At 61.6% G+C, this 18080-nt stretch carries 16 protein-coding genes and 1 riboswitch; of the genes, 3 read left to right on the forward strand and 13 right to left on the reverse strand.

The annotated features are described in order from the left end of the window. Positions 1-35 precede the first annotated feature (35 nt). From C6382_RS09380 to C6382_RS09420, 9 genes are all read right to left on the reverse strand, one after another. Positions 36-743 carry a membrane integrity-associated transporter subunit PqiC gene (locus tag C6382_RS09380; RefSeq protein WP_107024222.1) on the reverse strand — a complete coding sequence of 236 codons (708 nt, stop codon included), beginning with the start codon at positions 741-743 and terminating at the stop codon, positions 36-38. A gap of 176 nt (positions 744-919) precedes the next feature. After that, positions 920-3178 (reverse strand): DNA topoisomerase IV subunit A, encoded by a 2259-nt coding sequence (gene parC / locus C6382_RS09385; protein ID WP_107024223.1) that lies wholly within the window; start codon positions 3176-3178, stop codon positions 920-922. Positions 3179-3188: 10 nt separating this feature from the next. Next, the gene (locus C6382_RS09390) at positions 3189-3707 is read right to left on the reverse strand and encodes a TIGR02281 family clan AA aspartic protease (protein ID WP_107024224.1); all 519 of its coding nucleotides are present in this window, start codon (positions 3705-3707) and stop codon (positions 3189-3191) included. Beyond that, positions 3704-4690, reverse strand: a complete 987-nt coding sequence (locus C6382_RS09395) for an esterase-like activity of phytase family protein (RefSeq protein WP_107024225.1) — start codon at positions 4688-4690, stop codon at positions 3704-3706. Before C6382_RS09395 ends, C6382_RS09390 begins: the two co-directional genes overlap by 4 nt. Then, positions 4687-6591: a DNA topoisomerase IV subunit B gene (gene parE, locus C6382_RS09400; protein ID WP_107024226.1), complete on the reverse strand. Its 1905-nt coding sequence runs from the start codon at positions 6589-6591 to the stop codon at positions 4687-4689. Before parE ends, C6382_RS09395 begins: the two co-directional genes overlap by 4 nt. 36 nt (positions 6592-6627) lie before the next feature. Further along, a complete protein-coding gene (locus C6382_RS09405) occupies positions 6628-7236 on the reverse strand; it encodes a YqiA/YcfP family alpha/beta fold hydrolase (RefSeq protein WP_107024301.1) in 609 nt (202 codons plus the stop codon). A gap of 103 nt (positions 7237-7339) precedes the next feature. Continuing rightward, the gene (cpdA, locus tag C6382_RS09410; protein ID WP_107024227.1) at positions 7340-8155 is read right to left on the reverse strand and encodes a 3',5'-cyclic-AMP phosphodiesterase; all 816 of its coding nucleotides are present in this window, start codon (positions 8153-8155) and stop codon (positions 7340-7342) included. Between the two features lie 84 nt (positions 8156-8239). After that, positions 8240-8692 (reverse strand): DUF1249 domain-containing protein, encoded by a 453-nt coding sequence (locus C6382_RS09415; RefSeq protein WP_038615250.1) that lies wholly within the window; start codon positions 8690-8692, stop codon positions 8240-8242. Continuing rightward, on the reverse strand, positions 8683-9300 hold the full coding sequence (locus C6382_RS09420; RefSeq protein WP_107024228.1) for an NUDIX domain-containing protein: 618 nt from the start codon (positions 9298-9300) through the stop codon (positions 8683-8685). Before C6382_RS09420 ends, C6382_RS09415 begins: the two co-directional genes overlap by 10 nt. Before the next feature lie 184 nt (positions 9301-9484). Here C6382_RS09420 and C6382_RS09425 point away from each other — a divergent pair, with 184 nt between their 5' ends. Next, positions 9485-10231 carry an RsiV family protein gene (locus C6382_RS09425; RefSeq protein ID WP_107024229.1) on the forward strand — a complete coding sequence of 249 codons (747 nt, stop codon included), beginning with the start codon at positions 9485-9487 and terminating at the stop codon, positions 10229-10231. On the opposite strand, the gene cytX is transcribed toward C6382_RS09425, so the two are convergent. Continuing rightward, positions 10200-11492 (reverse strand): putative hydroxymethylpyrimidine transporter CytX, encoded by a 1293-nt coding sequence (cytX, locus tag C6382_RS09430; protein WP_107024230.1) that lies wholly within the window; start codon positions 11490-11492, stop codon positions 10200-10202. The genes C6382_RS09425 and cytX overlap by 32 nt on opposite strands. Positions 11493-11640: 148 nt before the next feature. Beyond that, complete coding sequence (gene thiC / locus C6382_RS09435) at positions 11641-13530, reverse strand: phosphomethylpyrimidine synthase ThiC (protein ID WP_107024231.1); 1890 nt, start codon at positions 13528-13530, stop codon at positions 11641-11643. 158 nt (positions 13531-13688) lie between these two features. Further along, positions 13689-13793: riboswitch (TPP riboswitch) on the reverse strand. Positions 13794-13935: 142 nt separating this feature from the next. Between thiC and C6382_RS09440 the strand changes: the two genes are divergently transcribed. Then, the gene (locus C6382_RS09440; protein WP_107024232.1) at positions 13936-15366 is read left to right on the forward strand and encodes a TolC family outer membrane protein; all 1431 of its coding nucleotides are present in this window, start codon (positions 13936-13938) and stop codon (positions 15364-15366) included. A gap of 75 nt (positions 15367-15441) precedes the next feature. Here C6382_RS09440 and waaA read toward each other — a convergent pair whose 3' ends face one another. Together waaA and C6382_RS09450 are read right to left on the reverse strand one after the other, a co-directional pair. Continuing rightward, the gene (gene waaA / locus C6382_RS09445) at positions 15442-16710 is read right to left on the reverse strand and encodes a lipid IV(A) 3-deoxy-D-manno-octulosonic acid transferase (protein WP_107024233.1); all 1269 of its coding nucleotides are present in this window, start codon (positions 16708-16710) and stop codon (positions 15442-15444) included. A gap of 14 nt (positions 16711-16724) precedes the next feature. Next, entirely contained in the window at positions 16725-17615 is an 891-nt protein-coding gene (locus C6382_RS09450) for a LysR family transcriptional regulator (RefSeq protein ID WP_107024234.1), read from the reverse strand. A gap of 87 nt (positions 17616-17702) precedes the next feature. Here C6382_RS09450 and C6382_RS09455 point away from each other — a divergent pair, with 87 nt between their 5' ends. Further along, a complete protein-coding gene (locus tag C6382_RS09455; RefSeq protein WP_107024235.1) occupies positions 17703-18035 on the forward strand; it encodes a multidrug efflux SMR transporter in 333 nt (110 codons plus the stop codon). The last annotated feature ends 45 nt before the right edge of the window (positions 18036-18080 follow it).

The raw sequence follows: 18080 nt of genomic DNA on the forward strand, positions 1-18080 counted from the left end.
GCCCGCATCGCTGCGGGCTTTTTCGTGGGCACTGTTTAGAAGCGGAACACTTCCAGATCGGTGCGAATCGGCGTCGCCAGAGGAATCTTCGGCTTCTCCGGTTCTTTGCGCACCTGCACCGGCGCGGCCTTCTTCGGCGTCTCTTCAACGATCGGAGGCTGGTTGGCCAGAGGCTTGAGGGCAATACTCAACTGCTCAGCGAGCTTTTGCAGCAACTGTCCCTGAGCCTGAACCTGCGCCGCCGAGCTACCTTGGTGCTGCTGCTCCAAGTGAACGATGCGGTTGTCACGGACGTGACCACGACGGTCGAGCAACCGCCACTGGGCATCCAGGATGGCTGGCTGGTTGGCACCGGAATCCAGGCGCGTGATCGAGAGCAGGACCTGCACATCTGGAGTGAAGCCCGTATTGGCCGGTGCCAGCACTACGCGCTGGCTGTCCAGGCGCCAGGCCAGCTGGCGGACCAGCAACTGATCGATATCTGCCGAAAGGCTGCCAGCCCAGCGGCCATCGGTCGCGGCGGTCAGGCTGCCGTCGGACTGGCGCTGCAGCAGGGTCTCGCGCTGCAGGTAGTCGGCGACCGATACCGGGCCGAGCACGACAGCCATGCCCGCGCTTTGCTTGGGCTGGCCAGGCTCACCGCTGTCGAGCTGATACAGCGAAACCGGCTGGTGCATGCTGCAACCGGCTAGCCCGAGTATGCCACTCATCAGCAGAACATACGGAAGGCGCAGAAATTTCATCATCCCATCCAGGCGGCCGCCACAAGGCAAACCGCAGTGATACTCATATAGATTCATTCGGGCACGCAGCCACGCTGGCACCACAAGGGCCCTATCATCCGCGAAATAGCGGCACGACTCCAGTGTTTCAACCTCGAACGGGCGCGAAATTACCCATTCGAGGCCTCTGTCCCGGCTTATCCGGGATTCTCCACCAACAACGCATCAACCCGCTGGAAGCCACGCGGCAGTTTATTACCCCGACGGCCACGCTCCCCTTTGTAATGCTCAAGATCATCAGCCTTCAGTGACAGCGTACGCTTACCGGCCTGCAACACAAGGGTGGCGCCATCGGCAATGACCGCCAGATCGGTGACGAACTCCTCACGGCTGGCAACCCGGTCTCCAGGAATCCCTATGATCTTGTTGCCCTTGCCTTTGCCGAGCTGTGGCAGGTCGCTGATCTTGAAGATCAACAGGCGACCTTCGGTCGTCACCGCTGCCAGCCAGTTCAGCTCGCGGTCAGCCACCGCACGCGGGGCAATGACCTTGGCACCATTGGGAAGGCTGAGCAAGGCCTTGCCGGCCTTGTTCTTGGCTTGCAGGTCTTCGCCTTTGACCACGAAGCCGTAGCCGGCGTCGGAGGCTATTACATACAGCGCATCATCTTCAGGCAGCAGGACACACTCGAAGCCTGCGCCCGGTGGCGGCGTCAGACGACCGGTAAGCGGTTCGCCCTGACCGCGTGCGGAAGGCAAGGTATGCGCGGCAACCGAGTAGCTGCGTCCGGTGGAGTCGATGAACACCGCAAACTGATTGGAACGCCCGGCGGCAGCGGTCTTGAAACCATCACCGGCCTTGTAGGACAGGCCCGTGGCGTCGATATCATGGCCTTTGGCGCAACGCACCCAGCCTTTTTCCGACAGCACCACCGTCACCGGCTCAGTCGGCATCAGTTCATTTTCCGACAGGGCCTTGGCTTCAGCACGCTCGACGATCGGCGAACGACGGTCGTCGCCGTAGGTTTCAGCATCCTTGATCAGTTCGGCACGCACCAGCTTGCGCAGCTTGCTCTCGCTACCCAGCAGCGCGATCAGTTTGGCTTGTTCCTTGGTCAGCTCGTCCTGCTCATTGCGGATCTTCATCTCTTCCAGCCGCGCCAGCTGGCGCAGGCGGGTTTCGAGGATGTACTCGGCCTGAGTTTCAGTGAGGTCGAAGCGCGCGATCAGGGCCGCTTTGGGCTGGTCCTCGGTGCGGATGATGTGGATCACTTCATCCAGGTTGAGGAACGCAACCAGCAAACCTTCAAGCAAATGCAGGCGACGCTCGACCTTGTCCAGGCGGAATTTCAGGCGGCGGCGTACGGTCTGCACGCGGAACTCAAGCCATTCGACCAGCAGCGCGCGCAGATTCTTCAGCTGCGGACGCCCATCCAGACCGATGATGTTGACGTTGACCCGGTAGCTGGACTCAAGGTCGGTGGTGGCAAACAGGTGCTGCATCAGCTCGTCGAGGTCAACCCGGTTGGAGCGGGCGATGATCACAATGCGGCACGGGTTTTCGTGGTCCGATTCATCGCGCAGGTCTGCCACCATCGGCAGCTTCTTGGCCTGCATCTGCGCGGCGATCTGCTCCAGTACTTTAGCCCCGGAAACCTGATGCGGCAGTGCTGTGACGACGATATCGCCATCTTCAATGCGGTAGACCGCCCGCATACGCACCGAGCCACGACCGCTTTCGTAAATTTTCAGCAATTCCGAGCGCGGCGTGATGATCTCCGCTTCGGTCGGGTAATCCGGGCCCTGGATATGCTCGCAAAGCTGCTCGACCGTAGCCTTTGGCTCGTCCAGCAGGCGCACACAGGCGCTGGCGACTTCGCGCAGGTTGTGCGGCGGCACGTCAGTGGCCATGCCCACCGCGATACCAGTGGTGCCATTGAGCAGGATATTCGGCAAACGCGCCGGCAGTACCGCGGGCTCATCCAGGGTACCGTCAAAGTTCGGTACCCAGTCGGCAGTGCCCTGGCCCAGCTCGCTGAGCAGCACTTCGGAGTAGCGCGACAGCCGCGCTTCGGTATAACGCATGGCGGCGAACGATTTCGGATCGTCCGGCGCACCCCAGTTGCCTTGGCCATCGACCAGGGTGTAGCGGTAGCTGAACGGCTGGGCCATCAGCACCATGGCTTCATAGCACGCCGAGTCGCCGTGGGGATGGAACTTGCCGAGTACATCACCAACGGTACGCGCCGACTTCTTGTGCTTGGAGTCGGCGTCCAGGCCCAGTTCGCTCATGGCGTAGACGATGCGTCGCTGCACCGGCTTCAGGCCATCGCCGATATGCGGCAAGGCGCGGTCCATGATCACGTACATGGAATAGTTGAGGTAGGCCTGTTCGGTGAAGTCAGCCAGTGACCGGCGCTCTACGCCATCGAGGCTGAGATCAAGGGAGTCGCTCATGCGGGCCTCATCATTTCAGGTTCTGGCGCAACAGCAAGGTGCCGCCACGCTGGGTAAATTCGAGTTGTTTGAGGGCACTCATGCCCAGTAATACCTGTTCGCCATCCAGCCCTGGCACCACCAGGGCGCGCACATCGCGCAGCAGAATGTCACCCAGTTGCAGCGTGTCCAGGCGGGTGCGATAGCCTTGGGTCCGGCCATTGGCAGTACTCAGCATCACCGGGGCGCCACGCTCAAGATCAAGCTTTGCGGCCAGCCGTTCGGGAATTGCCACGTCGGTGGCACCGGTATCGAGGAGGAAATGTACTGCCTGACGATTGATCCGCCCATCAGCAACAAAGTGACCGAGGCCGTTACCCGCAAGCTGCACCTCGATAAAACCTTCGCCGTGCTGGGAGTAGACCTGTGCATTAGGGTTGGCCTGACGCTGCTCCCAATCACCGAAGAAGCGTGTGGCCAGGAACAATCCCGCCGCCCAGGCCAGAACCAGCAATACCCGGCCGGCACGCTTGCCAGGTGGTTGGCTCACGGCTTGGCACTCCAGCCACCAGCCGGTGCTGCAAAGCGCCAGACCACCGGCCGTGATTCGCCATCATTGCGGGTTGCCCCATTGTTATCCAAGCCGATCCAGGCACCCTCGGTATCGATCACCAGCGCCTCGGCCAGGCCAAACGGCTGGGCGTACTGGCGTGGCTCGGCCAATCCAGCTTCAGCATACGACCAGCAGCGCTCAACCCTGGCGGTCGCCGTCTCGCGCCGACAGATACGGTGGGCGTTGCGTTCCAGGGTGAACAGTTTGTCGTTGAACAGTGCCAGGTCAGCAAAATCTCGTGGTAGCGCTTGCGCGCCGGGCATCTGCGGCGGCTGCATTTCAACCCCGGCCTCACTGAGCAACACGCAGCCATCGCCGCAGCTCCATACAGTCTGCTGGCGATTGATCAGCAACAGTCCGCGGTGCTCGCGCTCGGCCGCCAGCCAGATACGGTCGCCAGCCGGACTCACCGCCAGGCCTTCGAACAGGGCATTGAAATGCAGGAGCATGCCACTGGCCCGCGCCTGCCGCACCATGCTCGGGTCGATCTTCAGCCAGTTCGGGTCGCCGTCGAGCGGCACCTGCAACACGCCAGCATGAGCCTCGCTGACCAGATAGCGGTTACCTGCGGCATCACAACTGATGCCTTCGAAATCCAGATCGCCGCCGCGAACCTTAGCGACTGCCCAGGTCCGCGAACGAATCCCCCAGGGCAAGCCGCTTTCCGGTACCGGCGGCGCCGCCACAGGCACCGATTCGGCCTGCCAGACTGTTGCCTTGGTATTGAGCCGGTAAATCAGGTCGTCATCCCGGTCCGACACCGCCCATAGCTCACCCTTGCACAGGGCCAGGCCAGACAGGTTGCCACCGCGCATGCCCTCGACCGGGGACTCGGCGACAAACTTCAGCTCCGGCCACAGCGCGGCCTGCGATGACAGGGCAAAAACGCCAAGCACTGCTGCCAGGAGTGAACGAATCAAGCCAGGACCTCGGCCAGGTTGCCTTTGGACTCCAGCCAGTTCTTGCGGTCACCGGCACGCTTCTTGGCCAGCAGCATGTCCATGATTTCGCGGGTGCCGTCCAGGTCGTCCAGGGTCAACTGGACCAGACGGCGGGTGTTCGGGTCCATGGTGGTTTCACGCAGCTGCGGCGGGTTCATTTCACCCAGGCCTTTGAAGCGTGTGACCTGCGGCTTGCCGCGTTTCTTCTCGGCGACCAGGCGATCGAGAATGCCATCACGCTCGGCTTCATCCAGGGCATAGTAGATCTCCTTGCCCAGGTCGATACGGTAGAGCGGCGGCATGGCCACATAGACATGACCGGCTTCGACCAGCGGGCGGAAGTGCTGGACGAACAGCGCGCAAAGCAAGGTGGCGATGTGCAGGCCGTCGGAGTCGGCGTCGGCGAGGATGCAGATCTTGCCGTAACGCAGCTGGCTCATGTCGGCAGCGCCGGGATCGACGCCGATGGCCACGGCGATGTTGTGCACCTCCTGGCTGGCCAGGACTTCACCACCGTCAACCTCCCAGGTGTTGAGGATCTTGCCGCGTAGCGGCAGGATCGCCTGGAACTCCTTGTCGCGCGCCTGCTTGGCCGAGCCACCGGCCGAGTCACCCTCGACCAGGAACAGCTCGGCACGCATCGGGTCCTGCCCGGCGCAGTCAGCCAGCTTGCCCGGCAATGCCGGCCCCTGGGTGACGCGCTTGCGTTCGACCTTCTTGCTGGCCTTGAGACGGCGTCCGGCGTTGTTGATCGCCAGTTCGGCCAGCTGCATGCCCAGTTCAGGGTGGGCGTTGAGCCACAGGCTGAACGCATCCTTGACCACGCCAGATACAAAGGCCGCCGCTTCACGGGACGACAAGCGTTCCTTGGTCTGCCCGGAGAACTGCGGTTCCTGCATTTTCATCGAGAGCACGAAGGTGATGCGCTCCCAGACGTCCTCGGGCGCCAGTTTGACCCCACGTGGCAGCAGGTTGCGGAACTCGCAGAACTCGCGCATTGCATCGAGCAGGCCCTGACGCAGGCCGTTGACGTGCGTGCCGCCCTGAGCGGTAGGAATCAGGTTGACGTAGCTTTCCTGGACACTGTCGCCGCCTTCGGGCAGCCACAACAGGGCCCAGTCGACAGCCTCCTTGTTACCGGCCAGGCTGCCGCAGAACGGCTCGTCGGGCAGACGCAGGAACTCGCTGACCGAGTCGACCAGATAGGAACGCAGGCCGTCTTCATAGTGCCATTCGACCTTCTCGCCGCTGGCCTTGTCTTCGAAGCTGACCAGCAGCCCCGGGCACAATACCGCCTTGGCCTTGAGCACATGCTTGAGACGGCTGATGGAAAATTTCGGCGAATCGAAATATTTCGGGTCCGGCGCGAAGTACACGCTGGTTCCGGTGTTGCGTTTGCCGACCGTGCCGACGACTTCCAGCTCGCTGGCCTTGTAGCCGTCGGCGAAGGTCATCTGGTACTCGTTGCCATCGCGCTTGACCTTGACCCGCACCTGGCTGGACAAGGCGTTGACCACGGAAATACCAACGCCGTGCAGACCACCGGAGAACTGGTAGTTCTTGTTGGAGAACTTGCCACCAGCGTGCAACTTGGTGAGGATCAGCTCGACCCCGGAAACACCCTCTTCCGGGTGGATATCCACGGGCATGCCGCGACCGTCATCGGACACTTCCAGCGAATGGTCGGCGTGCAGGATCACCTGCACCGACTTGGCGTGTCCGGCCAGGGCTTCGTCGACACTGTTGTCGATGACTTCCTGGGCCAGGTGGTTCGGCCGGCTGGTGTCGGTGTACATGCCCGGGCGTTTGCGCACCGGGTCAAGGCCCGAGAGGACTTCGATGGCGTCTGCGTTATAGGCACTAGCGCTGGGAATGGCCATGGGTACTCGTCGTCAGTCGTGGGTGAAAATAAGTCATCAAAATACAGAAAAATCGAGCGATTGATACTGCTGTGGGGCAATGCCGGCAAAGCTCAACAAGGCTGGCAGACGCTCGGCGAAGCCCTGGAAACTGTGATCGCCACCGGCCTGGATGCGCAGCGCGCAGGCCCGGTAGAACTGTTCGGCCTGGCGGTAGTCCAGGGTTTCATCGGCGGTTTGCAGCCAGACCTGATAGCGTCCGGCATCCGTAGGCGGCGCCACCTCAAGTTCGGCCAAGGCCTGCACATGATCGAGGGTCAGCTCCCAGCGCTCACCGGTGTAGTGGTTCTGCTGAGTACCCAGAAAGCCATCGAAACGCCGGTGCGGGTTGACCGCCGGGTTGATCAGCAATGCCTTGAGCCCGTGGCGCTCGGCCAGGTGGGTGGCATAGTAGCCGCCGAGCGAGCTGCCGACCAGTAATGGCGATTCGAGCTCGGCAATCGCGGCTTCGAGCTGGGCCATGGCCTGGCGCGGGTGATGGTGCAGCGCTGGCACCCGCAGGCGTTCGCCCAGGCCGATCTGCTCCATCACTGCAACCAATTGGCAGGCTTTCTTTGATGAAGGTGCGCTGTTGAATCCGTGGATATAGATAATCGAACCCGACATACCGCCCCCAGTGCACTTGAATCGCCTGGTGATGCCAGGCAGGAAAGCGCGCATTTTAGCCTGTTCGACGGCAAATGGAGCAGTTTCACCCATTCAGCAACACTTAATAGCCGTCGCCTTCATAGTCGACCGTGAATTCGAAGCCGCTCACCCGCGAGACCCCGGTCTCGATCGAGCCATCGCCATGCAAGCGCAACCAGCGGTAGCCGGGAGCCTGCTCACCGACCTTGAAGTCCTCACTGCCCGGTTCGAACTGAATGCAGGTGGACGGTGAGGCCAATAGCCGCAGACCGTCACGCCGCTCATCCCACTCCTGGTGTACATGCCCCCAAAGCAAGGCTCGCACCTGTGGGTAACCGTTCAGCAGGGCAAACAGCGCGTCGGCATTACGCAGGCCTATCGGTGCCATCCAGGCGCAGCCGATGGGTACTGGCTGGTGGTGGAAACAGATCAGGTGATGACGCTCAGGCGCTTCGTTCAAGGACTGCTCGAGCATCGCCAACTGCTGCTCGTCGAGCACGCCCGGCACCGACCCTGGCACCGCTGAATTGAGCATCAGGATGCGCCAGTTGCCGAGATCCACCAACGGCTTGAGCAGATCACTGCCCTGTGCCACCCGCGCCATCGGCAAAGGCTCGTCATGGTTACCGGCAAGCCAGCGGGCCGGGGCCCCGAGGCTTGCCGTCAAGTCACGAAAATATTCGTAGGAAGCTTCGCTGCCATCCTGAGACAAATCGCCAGTGGCCAGTAGCAGGTCGATCCGCGGCTGCTCTTCACGCACACTTTCAACCACCCGTTGCAGGCTGTCGCGAGTGTTCATGCCCAGCAGCGTGCCCTGTCCGTCGGCAAACAAATGGCTGTCAGTCAGTTGCACCAGGTACAAGGGTGCATCGCTATGCGGGATCGATTGTTGCGGCAAGGGCCGACTCCTTGGACGGATTCAGCGCGATTATGGCGGCAAGCCGCGCTTGAGCAAATACTCGAAACCGACCGGCGTCACATTTCAGCGAACTGCGGCCAACTCATGGCCACAAGCCAGGCAGTGACTGAGCCACTCACCCAGGAACAGGTTGAGCTGGGCTTTTTCGTCAGGCTGGTGCATCGCCGCATTCGGGTAGGGATAGATGCTGCGAAAGCGCCGGGCATGCTCGGCGCTGACCACTTCAGCCATGCGTGCATCGTGATACACCTGCACTTCCAGCTGCGGCACCGGCAGCCATGGCAGGCTGTGCTCCTGGCGCACGCGCAGGGTGGTGGTATAGGGACAGGCGAGCACCACATCGAGGACCAGCACGCCGAGCATCTGGTCACCCTGGGTCATACCGATCCGGCGCGAACTCATGGTGCTGCGCATGTCCGGCAACAAGCGCATCAAGCGCGCATAGTTGGCCTCGCAGGCAGCCTGCAACCCGACCAGATCGACCCGGTAGCGTTCGCGCAACAGATTCACGACCATAGCCCCCTGACTTCATCACGATTCAAGGCCAGCCACTGTAAGGCAATAATGGATGGCGCATTGGCGATCAGCCCATCGCGCACGGCCTGCAAGGCGTCTTCGAACGCCCAGACCTTGACGCGGATATCTTCACCCTCTTCCTCCAGCCCGTGCAGGCCACCCACCCCAACGCTGCTGCACTGTCCCAGATACAAGTGGACAAATTCATCGCTGCCGCCGGGCGACGGGAAATATCGCGTCATCGGCCACAGCGCTTTGAACACAAGCCCAGCTTCCTCCTGCGCTTCGCGGTGTGCAACTTCTTCCGGCGCTTCATCTTTATCGATCAGACCAGCGACCAATTCAATCAGCCACGGGTTGCCAACCTTGCCCATCGCGCCAACGCGAAACTGCTCGATCAGCACCACTTCGTCGCGCACGGCATCATATGGCAACACACACACCGCATCGTGACGCACAAACAGTTCGCGGCTGATCTCACGGCCCATGCCACCAGCAAACAGTTCGTGGCGCAAGCGAACCCGATCAAGCCGATAGAAGCCCTTGAAGCAGTTAACCCTTTCGACGATCTCGACGTCCGTGGGCACAGGTTTCAGCGTGTCTGACATGGAAATCCTCATAACCTCGTGTACTGCATCGCGCCATCCTAACCTGCGCACCGCCACGTTTCACCCCTTTAAACTTACCGGCCGGGCTGCGAGGATAGGCAGCCTGCTGATATTCAGCTTAGTGGCGAACTGAAGGCCTTGCCGACGGTCAAAGCCCGATCACCTTTGCCTTACAAGGATCATCATGACGCTTGTGAAACTGACTACCGTGGCCGTGCTGGCCTTGGCCCTGGGCGCCTGTCAAAGCCTGTTCCAGCCCAACATGCGCACGCCACTGGAGGTCAAGCGCGACCGCTGGGAGCACATCAAACCCGGTTGCAACACTGCCGATTGCCCACTGGTCAATATCGACACCATTCACTTTCCGGCCAAGCCGAAACTGGACGCGATCGTCGAAAAACGCCTGCTGCAAATGACCCAGGACAACGAGCACAGCGCCCTGCCCGGCTCGCTCAAGGCCTACGAAGATCAGTTCATGGCTAGCGCCGAGACCCGCCATAGCAGCTACCTGCAAGCCAAGGTACGCGAGCAGCATGACGGACTGGTGATCATCGAACTGTCCAGCTACCTGGATACCGGCGGCGCCCATGGCATGCCGGGGCGCGGTTTCATCAACTATTCGCGTCAACAGGACAAGGTCCTGACCCTGCAAGACATGCTGGTGCCAGGCCAGGAAGCGACGTTCTGGAAGACCGCCGAGCAAGCCCACAAAGCCTGGCTGATCAGCACCGGCATGGATAAGGACGCCGAGTTTGTCAAAACCTGGCCGTTCCGCCAGACCCCGCATATCGCCCTGACCTACGGCGCGGTAGTACTCAAATACGAAGTGTATGCCATTGCCCCTTACTCCATGGGTCACATCGAACTGAAGCTCCCCTACCCGCGCCTGAACGGTGTGATCAAGCCGGAGTTGTTTCCCGGCCGCGGCTGACCGTCGGCGCTGCCGCCCAGTACACGCACCCTGCCAGCAGCAATGCCGGCAGGGTTGCGCCGAGATCGGCGGCGTAGTGCGCCAGCAAATGATAGGTAGCGACTCCGCAGCCCCAGGCAACCAAGGCACGCCAGTGCAGGCTGTGAATCGGACTGGCATCGCTGCGACGGCGGCGCACGATGAAGTGATCGACCAGCACCACGCCGAACAGCGGAGCGAACACTGAGCCGATCAGCAGCAGGAAGTTCTGGTACTGCGCCAGCGGCGCCAAACAGGCGATCACGGTGCACAACACACCGATGGCCAACGCCAGATGCTCGACTTTCAAACGAATCAGCAGGCCGGTTGATACCGCCGCCGAATGGATATCGGCGAAAGCTTTTTCCGATTCATCGAGCAGAATCAGCAGCAATGGAACACCGATACCGGCACCGGCCAGTGCCAACAGCAAGGTATTGACCTCGCCCGCTGGAGCGAACGCCAGGGTATAGGCCACACCCAGACTCATCATCCACACGTTGCCGACAAAGTACCCCAGTGCCGTACCGACAAACACCCGGCTGCCATGACGGCTGAAGCGTGAATAGTCGGCAATCAACGGCAGCCACGACAACGGCATGGCAATGGCGATGTCGATACCCACCGCCAGCGACATCGAGCCATCACCGGCTCGTGCCCACAGGGCGGAGAGATCGGCCTTGGCAAACAGGTTCCAGGTCAGCCACAGACAGGCCCCGAGCAACAGCCAGATGCCCCATTTACGCAAAATTTTGCGCACGAAGGTCAACGGCCCGCTGACCGCCAGCAGGGTCGCCAGGGCGCCGAAGCACAAGGTCCACAGCAAGGGGTTGGTCAGCGCACTGCCCTCACCGAAGGCGCGGGCGCCGAGCAGGCTGGCGGCATCACGCATGACGATGATTTCGAACGAACCCCAGCCGATCAGCTGCAGCAGGTTGAGCAACGCGGGCAGCCGCGCCCCCTCGCGACCAAGACTGCGGCGCAGGGCAGCCATGGACGACAGGCCGGTATCGCTGCCGATGACGCCAACTGCCGCCAGCAGCAAGACCCCCACACTGGTACCGATGATGATCGCCAGCACCGCATTGGCCAGGCCCAGGCCTGGGCCGAGCAAGGCGCCGGTCTGCAGGACCATCAGGCCGATGCCCAGCGAGAACCATAAGGAACAGAGGTCGCGACCGCTGAGGACGCGCTGCCCGGTGGAGACCGGGTGATCAGGGGAGAACTGGCTGGGTGTGCTCACAAGGGGATCTCGACAGGGAGAAAATTGTTGCTGTTCAGGCCCTATCGCTGGCAAGGCCAGCTCCCACAAGAGTCTGTATGCAGTCCCCCTGTGGGAGCCGGCCTTGCCGGCGATGCGGTGTGCATGGCACACCGCCTGAACAGGCCGATCAGACCTTCTTGTACAACTGGCTGCCTTCCTGGCGGAACCGCTCGGCCTGCTCGCGCATGCCATCCTCGACCGCCACATCCACCGCATCGATGCGCTGGTTGGCGGCGTATTCACGCACTTCCTGAGTAATTTTCATCGAGCAGAACTTCGGCCCGCACATGGAGCAGAAGTGCGCGACCTTGGCCGAATCCTTGGGCAGAGTTTCGTCATGGAACGAACGCGCGGTGTCCGGATCCAGGCCAAGGTTGAACTGGTCTTCCCAACGGAACTCGAATCGCGCCTTGGACAAGGCATTGTCACGGATCTGCGCGCCCGGGTGGCCCTTGGCAAGGTCAGCGGCATGAGCCGCGATCTTGTAGGTGATGATGCCGGTCTTGACGTCATCCTTGTTCGGCAGGCCCAGGTGCTCTTTGGGTGTGACGTAGCAAAGCATGGCGCAACCGAACCAGCCGATCATTGCCGCACCGATGCCCGAGGTGATGTGGTCGTAACCCGGGGCGATGTCGGTGGTCAGCGGGCCAAGTGTGTAGAACGGCGCTTCGTCGCAGCATTCGAGCTGCTTGTCCATGTTCTCCTTGATCAACTGCATCGGCACGTGGCCTGGACCTTCGATCATGCACTGAACGTCATGCTTCCAGGCGATCTTGGTCAGCTCACCCAGAGTTTCCAGCTCACCGAATTGCGCAGCGTCGTTGGCATCGGCAATCGAGCCCGGACGCAGGCCGTCGCCCAGCGAGAAGCTGACGTCGTAGGCCTTCATGATTTCGCAGATTTCGTCGAAGTGGGTGTAGAGGAAGTTCTCTTTGTGATGCGCCAGGCACCACTTGGCCATGATCGAACCGCCACGACTGACGATACCGGTGACCCGCTTGGCGGTCAGCGGCACATAGCGCAACAGCACACCGGCGTGAATGGTGAAGTAGTCCACGCCCTGCTCGGCCTGCTCGATCAGGGTGTCGCGGAACAGCTCCCAGGTCAGGTCTTCGGCGACACCATTGACCTTTTCCAGAGCCTGATAGATCGGCACGGTACCGATCGGCACTGGCGAGTTGCGGATGATCCACTCGCGGGTTTCGTGGATGTGCTTGCCGGTGGACAGGTCCATGACGGTGTCCGATCCCCAACGAATGCCCCAGGTCAGTTTGGCCACTTCTTCTTCGATGGAAGAGCCCAGGGCACTGTTACCAATGTTGCCGTTGATCTTCACCAGGAAGTTGCGGCCGATGATCATCGGCTCCAACTCGACGTGGTTGATGTTGGCCGGAATGATCGCGCGACCGCGGGCGATCTCCTCACGGACGAACTCGGCAGTGATTTCCTTGGGGATGCTGGCTCCGAAGCTGTGACCCGGGTGCTGCTGGTCGAGCAGGCCAGCGGCGCGGGCTTCCTGCAGCTTCATGTTCTCGCGGATGGCGACGTATTCCATCTCGGCGGTGATGATGCCCTGACGCGCGTAGTGCATCTGGCTGACGTTGGCACCGGCCTTGGCCCGGCGTGGATTGCGCACGTGGGCAAAGCGCAGCTTGGTCAGCTCGGCATCGGCCAGGCGCTGCTGGCCGAAGTCCGATGACAACCCGGGCAGGCGCTCGGTGTCACCACGGGCGTCAATCCAGGCAGAACGCACGTCGCTCAGACCTTTACGCACGTCGATGACGACATTGGGATCGGTGTAAGGGCCGGACGTGTCGTAAACCAACACCGGCGCATTGGCTTCACCGCCGAAATCGGTCGGGGTGTCGTCCAGACTGATTTCACGCATCGGCACGCGGATGTCCGGGCGCGAGCCTTCGACATAAATTTTGCGTGAACGGGTGAACGGCTGTACGGACTGCTGATCGACCTGGGCCGACTCACTCAGATTGGTCAGGTGTTTTTCTTGTTTACTCATCACAGGCTCTCCAGACGGCTTCCTAGCAGTGGAATGTCGGGGAGAACCTGAAAGGCACGGACGCACCAGGAGCGGTGCTGTGCCAGATGTACGGTGATGCCTGCAGCGACTTACGGCTGGCTCGACATTCCCGGACCTGACACAAGAGACTCGCCGGGAAAGCGAGAAATCTTGTTCCCTACGCAGGCGCTAACCTGATCAGGTTCAACGGGATCCGGATTATCCGATCTCAGCCTCAACGCAAGGCACCCCGACAAGAACGCACCCAGTCTAGACTGGACTCAGCTGCAAAGCCAACAGTACAAGCACAGTGACGATAAATGGCGCAATTGGCAGATTGTTGCGAAGTGCCTGCGCATCTACACTCACCGGTTCAGAAAGACTCAATCGTTCAAGGATCGCCCTATGCTGCGCAAACTTTCACTGGCCCTCGCCGTGTCTTGTGCTACCAACGGAATGGCCTGGGCAGCAGACACGCCCCTGTCAGCGAAAACCGATCTGGTCAGCGTTTACCAGGAGGCGGTGGACAACAACGCCGACCTCGCGGCGGCCCGCGCCAACTATGGCGCGCAAAAGGAAGTGGTACCCCAGGCTCGCGCCGGCCTGCTGCCAAACCTCTCGGCCGGTGCCGAGGTGCAGAGCACCCGGACCAAGATCGATGATCCATCGATTACCTCCAACCGCAGCGGCAATTCCTGGTCCGCAACCCTGGCCCAGCCGGTATTCCGCGCCGATCGCTGGTTCCAGTTGCAAGCTGCCGAGGCGGTCAATGAACAGGCGGCGCTGGAGCTGTCGGCCACCGAGCAGAATCTGATCCTGCAAAGTGCCGAAAACTATTTCGCAGTGCTGCGCGCCCAGGACAACCTGGCATCGACCAAAGCCGAAGAAGCCGCGTTCAAGCGTCAGCTGGACCAGTCCAATGAACGTTTCGATGTCGGCCTTTCAGATAAGACCGACGTCCTGCAATCCCAGGCCAGTTATGACACGGCCAGGGCCAACCGGATCGTCGCGCAGCGCCAGGTCGATGACGCGTTCGAAGCACTGATCACCCTGACCAACCGCGACTACAACGCAATCCAGGGCATCCGCCATACCCTGCCGGTGCAGGTACCGGTGCCGAATGATGCCAAGTCCTGGGTCGAAACCGCCGGTAAACAGAACCTCAACCTGCAAGCGACCAACTATGCCGTCAGCGCCGCTGAAGAAACCCTGCGTCAGCGCAAGGCCGGGCATGCACCGACCCTGGATGCGGTAGCGCAGTACCAGAAAGGCGACAACGACAATCTCGGTTTCACCAACCCCAACTTCGGCGGGACCATCAGCGGTGACGTCGAACAGACCTCCATTGGCCTGCAGCTGAACATTCCGATCTACAGCGGCGGCCTGACCAGCTCGCAAGTGCGCGAGGCCTATCAGCGCCTGAGTCAGAGCGAGCAGCAGCGTGAAAGCCTGCGCCGCCAGGTGGTGGAAAACACCCGCAACCTGCACCGTGCGGTCAATACCGACGTGGAACAGGTGCAGGCACGCAAGCAGTCGATCATCTCCAACCAGAGCGCCCTGGAAGCCACCGAGATCGGCTACCAGGTCGGTACCCGCAACATCGTCGACGTGCTCGATGCCCAGCGCCAGCTGTACACCTCGGTGCGTGATTACAACAACACCCGCTACGACTACATCCTCGACAACCTGCGCCTGAAGCAGGTGGCGGGCACTTTGAGCCCGCAGGACCTGACCGATCTGAGTCGCTATCTGAAGCCGGACTACAACCCGGACAAGGATTTCCTGCCGCCTGATCTGGCAGCCGCGGCCAAGGCTAACTTCGACGCCCGGCCTTAAACAGCATCGCGGGGCAAGCCCGCTCCCACCGGATTCAACACTGCTCGGTGGGAGCGGCCTTGCCCCGCGAAAGCTTCAGAGCAACCGTCCCAATCCTTCCAGTAAACGCTGCAACGCGCCCTGATTGGCCTTCATCACCGCCCGTCCCGCCTCACCCATGCGCCGCGCATCCTGCGGCAACTCGATCAGCCGCCGAATCTCAGCCGCCAGCCCCTGAGTATCATCCACCTCCTGCAAAGCCCCGGCATCGCGCAGCAGCGCCGCGATCTCCAGAAAGTTGAACAGGTGCGGGCCGCTAATCACCGGCAAGGACAAAGCCGCCGGCTCCAGCAGGTTGTGCCCGCCATTGGGCACCAGGCTGCCACCAACAAAGACAATATCCGCCAAGGCATAAAGAAACAGCAGTTCACCCATGGTATCGCCAAGCAGCACCGCCGTATCCGCAGCCACCGGCTCGGCGCTGGAGCGGCGAATAGTCGGGAACTGCGCCGCGCACAACTCGAACACAGCATTGAAGCGCTCCGGGTGTCGCGGCACCAGGATCAGCAAGGCATCGGCATGGTGTTCAAGCAACTGGCGGTGCGCGGCGAGAATCACTTCGTCCTCGCCCTCATGGGTGCTGGCGGCGATCCACACCGGGCGCTGACCGGCCTGCCACTGTTCACGCAAGGCCCGGGCACGCGGCAACAGCTGTTCATCGATACGCAGGTCGAACTTGATCGAACCGGTGACCTGCACACATTCAGCCCGCGCCCCCAATTGGCGAAAGCGCTCAGCTTCGGCCTCGGTCTGCACCGCAATCAGGCTCATCTCGGCCAACATCGGCCGGGTCAGCCCGGCAAAGCGTGCGTAGCCACGCGCCGAACGCTCGGACAAACGCGCATTGGCCAGCGCCACGGCAATACCGCGCTTGGCGCACTGGTGAATATGGTTGGGCCACAACTCAGTTTCCATGATCACCGCAAGTTTCGGCTGGACATGATCGAGAAAGCGCCCGGCCGCCCACGGCAGGTCATAGGGCAGGTAGCAATGCTGAACGCGCGGCTCATCGGCAAACATCGCCCGCACCCGCTCGGAGCCGGTCGGGGTCATGCAGGTAATCGTGATCGGCAGCTGTGGATAAGCCTGCAACAGGGCACGGATCATCGGCGCTGCGGCGATGCTTTCGCCCACCGACACCGCATGCACCCAGATACCGCCCTGGCGCATGGCCGGCAGGTTCATGGCGAAGCGTTCGCCGATGCGCTTAGCGTAGGCTGGCGCTTTGCGCGAACGCAGGAACAGGCGCAGCGCTACCAGCGGCAGGCCCAAGTGAAACAGCAGGGTATAGAGTGTTCTGTTCATGGCGCCGAAGTGTACTAGCCAATGGCTCGCAAGTGCACTGCGAAGCGCTCGGCCAACCACTGTGCCGCAGGTCCCAGGGGCTCGTCACGCCGCCAGACCAGTTCCACCACCAGCGCTGGCGGTGTCCACTCGCTGCTCAGCTCGACCATCTGTGCATGGTAAGTCGGGTACTGCACCACATGCCGGGGCAACCAGGCCCAGCCCAGACCACGCATCAACAACTCGGCCATGGCGTAGAAACTGTCGGCACGCCAGATCTGCGGGCTGATTGGCTCGCCGCCGGGATAGCCGCTTTCCTGTGGAGCAATCAGTAACTGGCGGTGGCGTGCCAGTTGTTGTCGATTGACCTGCCCCAGTTGCGCCAAGGGATGATTGACGGCGCAGACTGTGACCATCTCAACCTTCCCCAAGGCACGGCGCTCCAACGCCGGCGGCATGCGCTCATGACGAAACAGCAAGCCCAGGTCGGCACGGCGCTCGACCAGCTTGCGCGCCACGTCACCTTGGGCACCACTGGCCAGTTGCACTTCCAGCATGGGGAACTGCTGGGCCAGCTCGTCGAGACTGTCGATGACTGGCTGATAAGGCATGGCTTCGTCCTGGGCGACCCGCAACTGCGCCTCCTGGCCACGCATCAGCGCCAGCGCTCGACCATCCAGGCGCTCACACTGACGCAACAACTCGCGCGCCTCTTCCAGCAGAGCCGCTCCGGCCTCGGTCAAGCGCGGCTGGCGGCCACTGCTACGTTCGAACAGGATCACACCCAGGTCCGCCTCAAGCAGGGCAATGGCATTGCTCACTGCCGACTGCGCCTTGCGCTGGGCCCGTGCCACCGCCGAAAACGAGCGTTGCTCGGCGACACCAACAAACAGGCGAAGTTGCTCCAGATTCCACTGTTCTGCCATGCAACCTATCTCCGTAAAAGATAGGTAATGACTTTACCCCATCCAGGCTTGCTCTAAAATACCCGGCCAGAACAGAGGAACACCGACATGAATGCCTACACCTACCTGGCTATCGCCATCTGCGCCGAAGTCATCGCCACTGCCTCGATGAAGGCTGTCAAGGGCCTGAGCACGCCGCTGCCCTTGCTGTTGATGATCTGCGGCTACGCCGTGGCGTTCTGGATGCTGACTCTGGTGGTGCGCAGCATTCCGGTCGGTATTGCCTATGCCATCTGGTCGGGGCTGGGCATTGTCCTGATCAGTATCGCCGCGCTGGTGATTTACGGGCAAAAACTGGACATCCCGGCCATGCTCGGCATGGCCATGATTGTCGGCGGCGTGGTGGTGATCCAGGTGTTCTCGAAAACCGCCGGGCATTGATCCGGCTCACAGGCTGTATACTGGGCTTCTGTCCAAGCTTGTGAG

Origin of the sequence: Pseudomonas sp. BBP2017, from assembly GCF_003024385.1 — a bacterium.
GTDB lineage: Bacteria > Pseudomonadota > Gammaproteobacteria > Pseudomonadales > Pseudomonadaceae > Aquipseudomonas.

What these genes read in the sequence shown, in the direction of transcription:
- C6382_RS09380 (WP_107024222.1), bottom strand. Translation starts at nt 743, where the DNA reads ATGAAATTTCTGCGCCTTCCGTATGTTCTGCTGATGAGTGGCATACTC.
- parC (WP_107024223.1), bottom strand. Translation starts at nt 3,178, where the DNA reads ATGAGCGACTCCCTTGATCTCAGCCTCGATGGCGTAGAGCGCCGGTCA.
- parE (WP_107024226.1), bottom strand. Translation starts at nt 6,591, where the DNA reads ATGGCCATTCCCAGCGCTAGTGCCTATAACGCAGACGCCATCGAAGTC.
- C6382_RS09405 (WP_107024301.1), bottom strand. Translation starts at nt 7,236, where the DNA reads ATGTCGGGTTCGATTATCTATATCCACGGATTCAACAGCGCACCTTCA.
- C6382_RS09415 (WP_038615250.1), bottom strand. Translation starts at nt 8,692, where the DNA reads ATGGTCGTGAATCTGTTGCGCGAACGCTACCGGGTCGATCTGGTCGGG.
- C6382_RS09420 (WP_107024228.1), bottom strand. Translation starts at nt 9,300, where the DNA reads ATGTCAGACACGCTGAAACCTGTGCCCACGGACGTCGAGATCGTCGAA.
- C6382_RS09425 (WP_107024229.1), top strand. Translation starts at nt 9,485, where the DNA reads ATGACGCTTGTGAAACTGACTACCGTGGCCGTGCTGGCCTTGGCCCTG.
- thiC (WP_107024231.1), bottom strand. Translation starts at nt 13,530, where the DNA reads ATGAGTAAACAAGAAAAACACCTGACCAATCTGAGTGAGTCGGCCCAG.
- C6382_RS09440 (WP_107024232.1), top strand. Translation starts at nt 13,936, where the DNA reads ATGCTGCGCAAACTTTCACTGGCCCTCGCCGTGTCTTGTGCTACCAAC.
- waaA (WP_107024233.1), bottom strand. Translation starts at nt 16,710, where the DNA reads ATGAACAGAACACTCTATACCCTGCTGTTTCACTTGGGCCTGCCGCTG.
- C6382_RS09450 (WP_107024234.1), bottom strand. Translation starts at nt 17,615, where the DNA reads ATGGCAGAACAGTGGAATCTGGAGCAACTTCGCCTGTTTGTTGGTGTC.
- C6382_RS09455 (WP_107024235.1), top strand. Translation starts at nt 17,703, where the DNA reads ATGAATGCCTACACCTACCTGGCTATCGCCATCTGCGCCGAAGTCATC.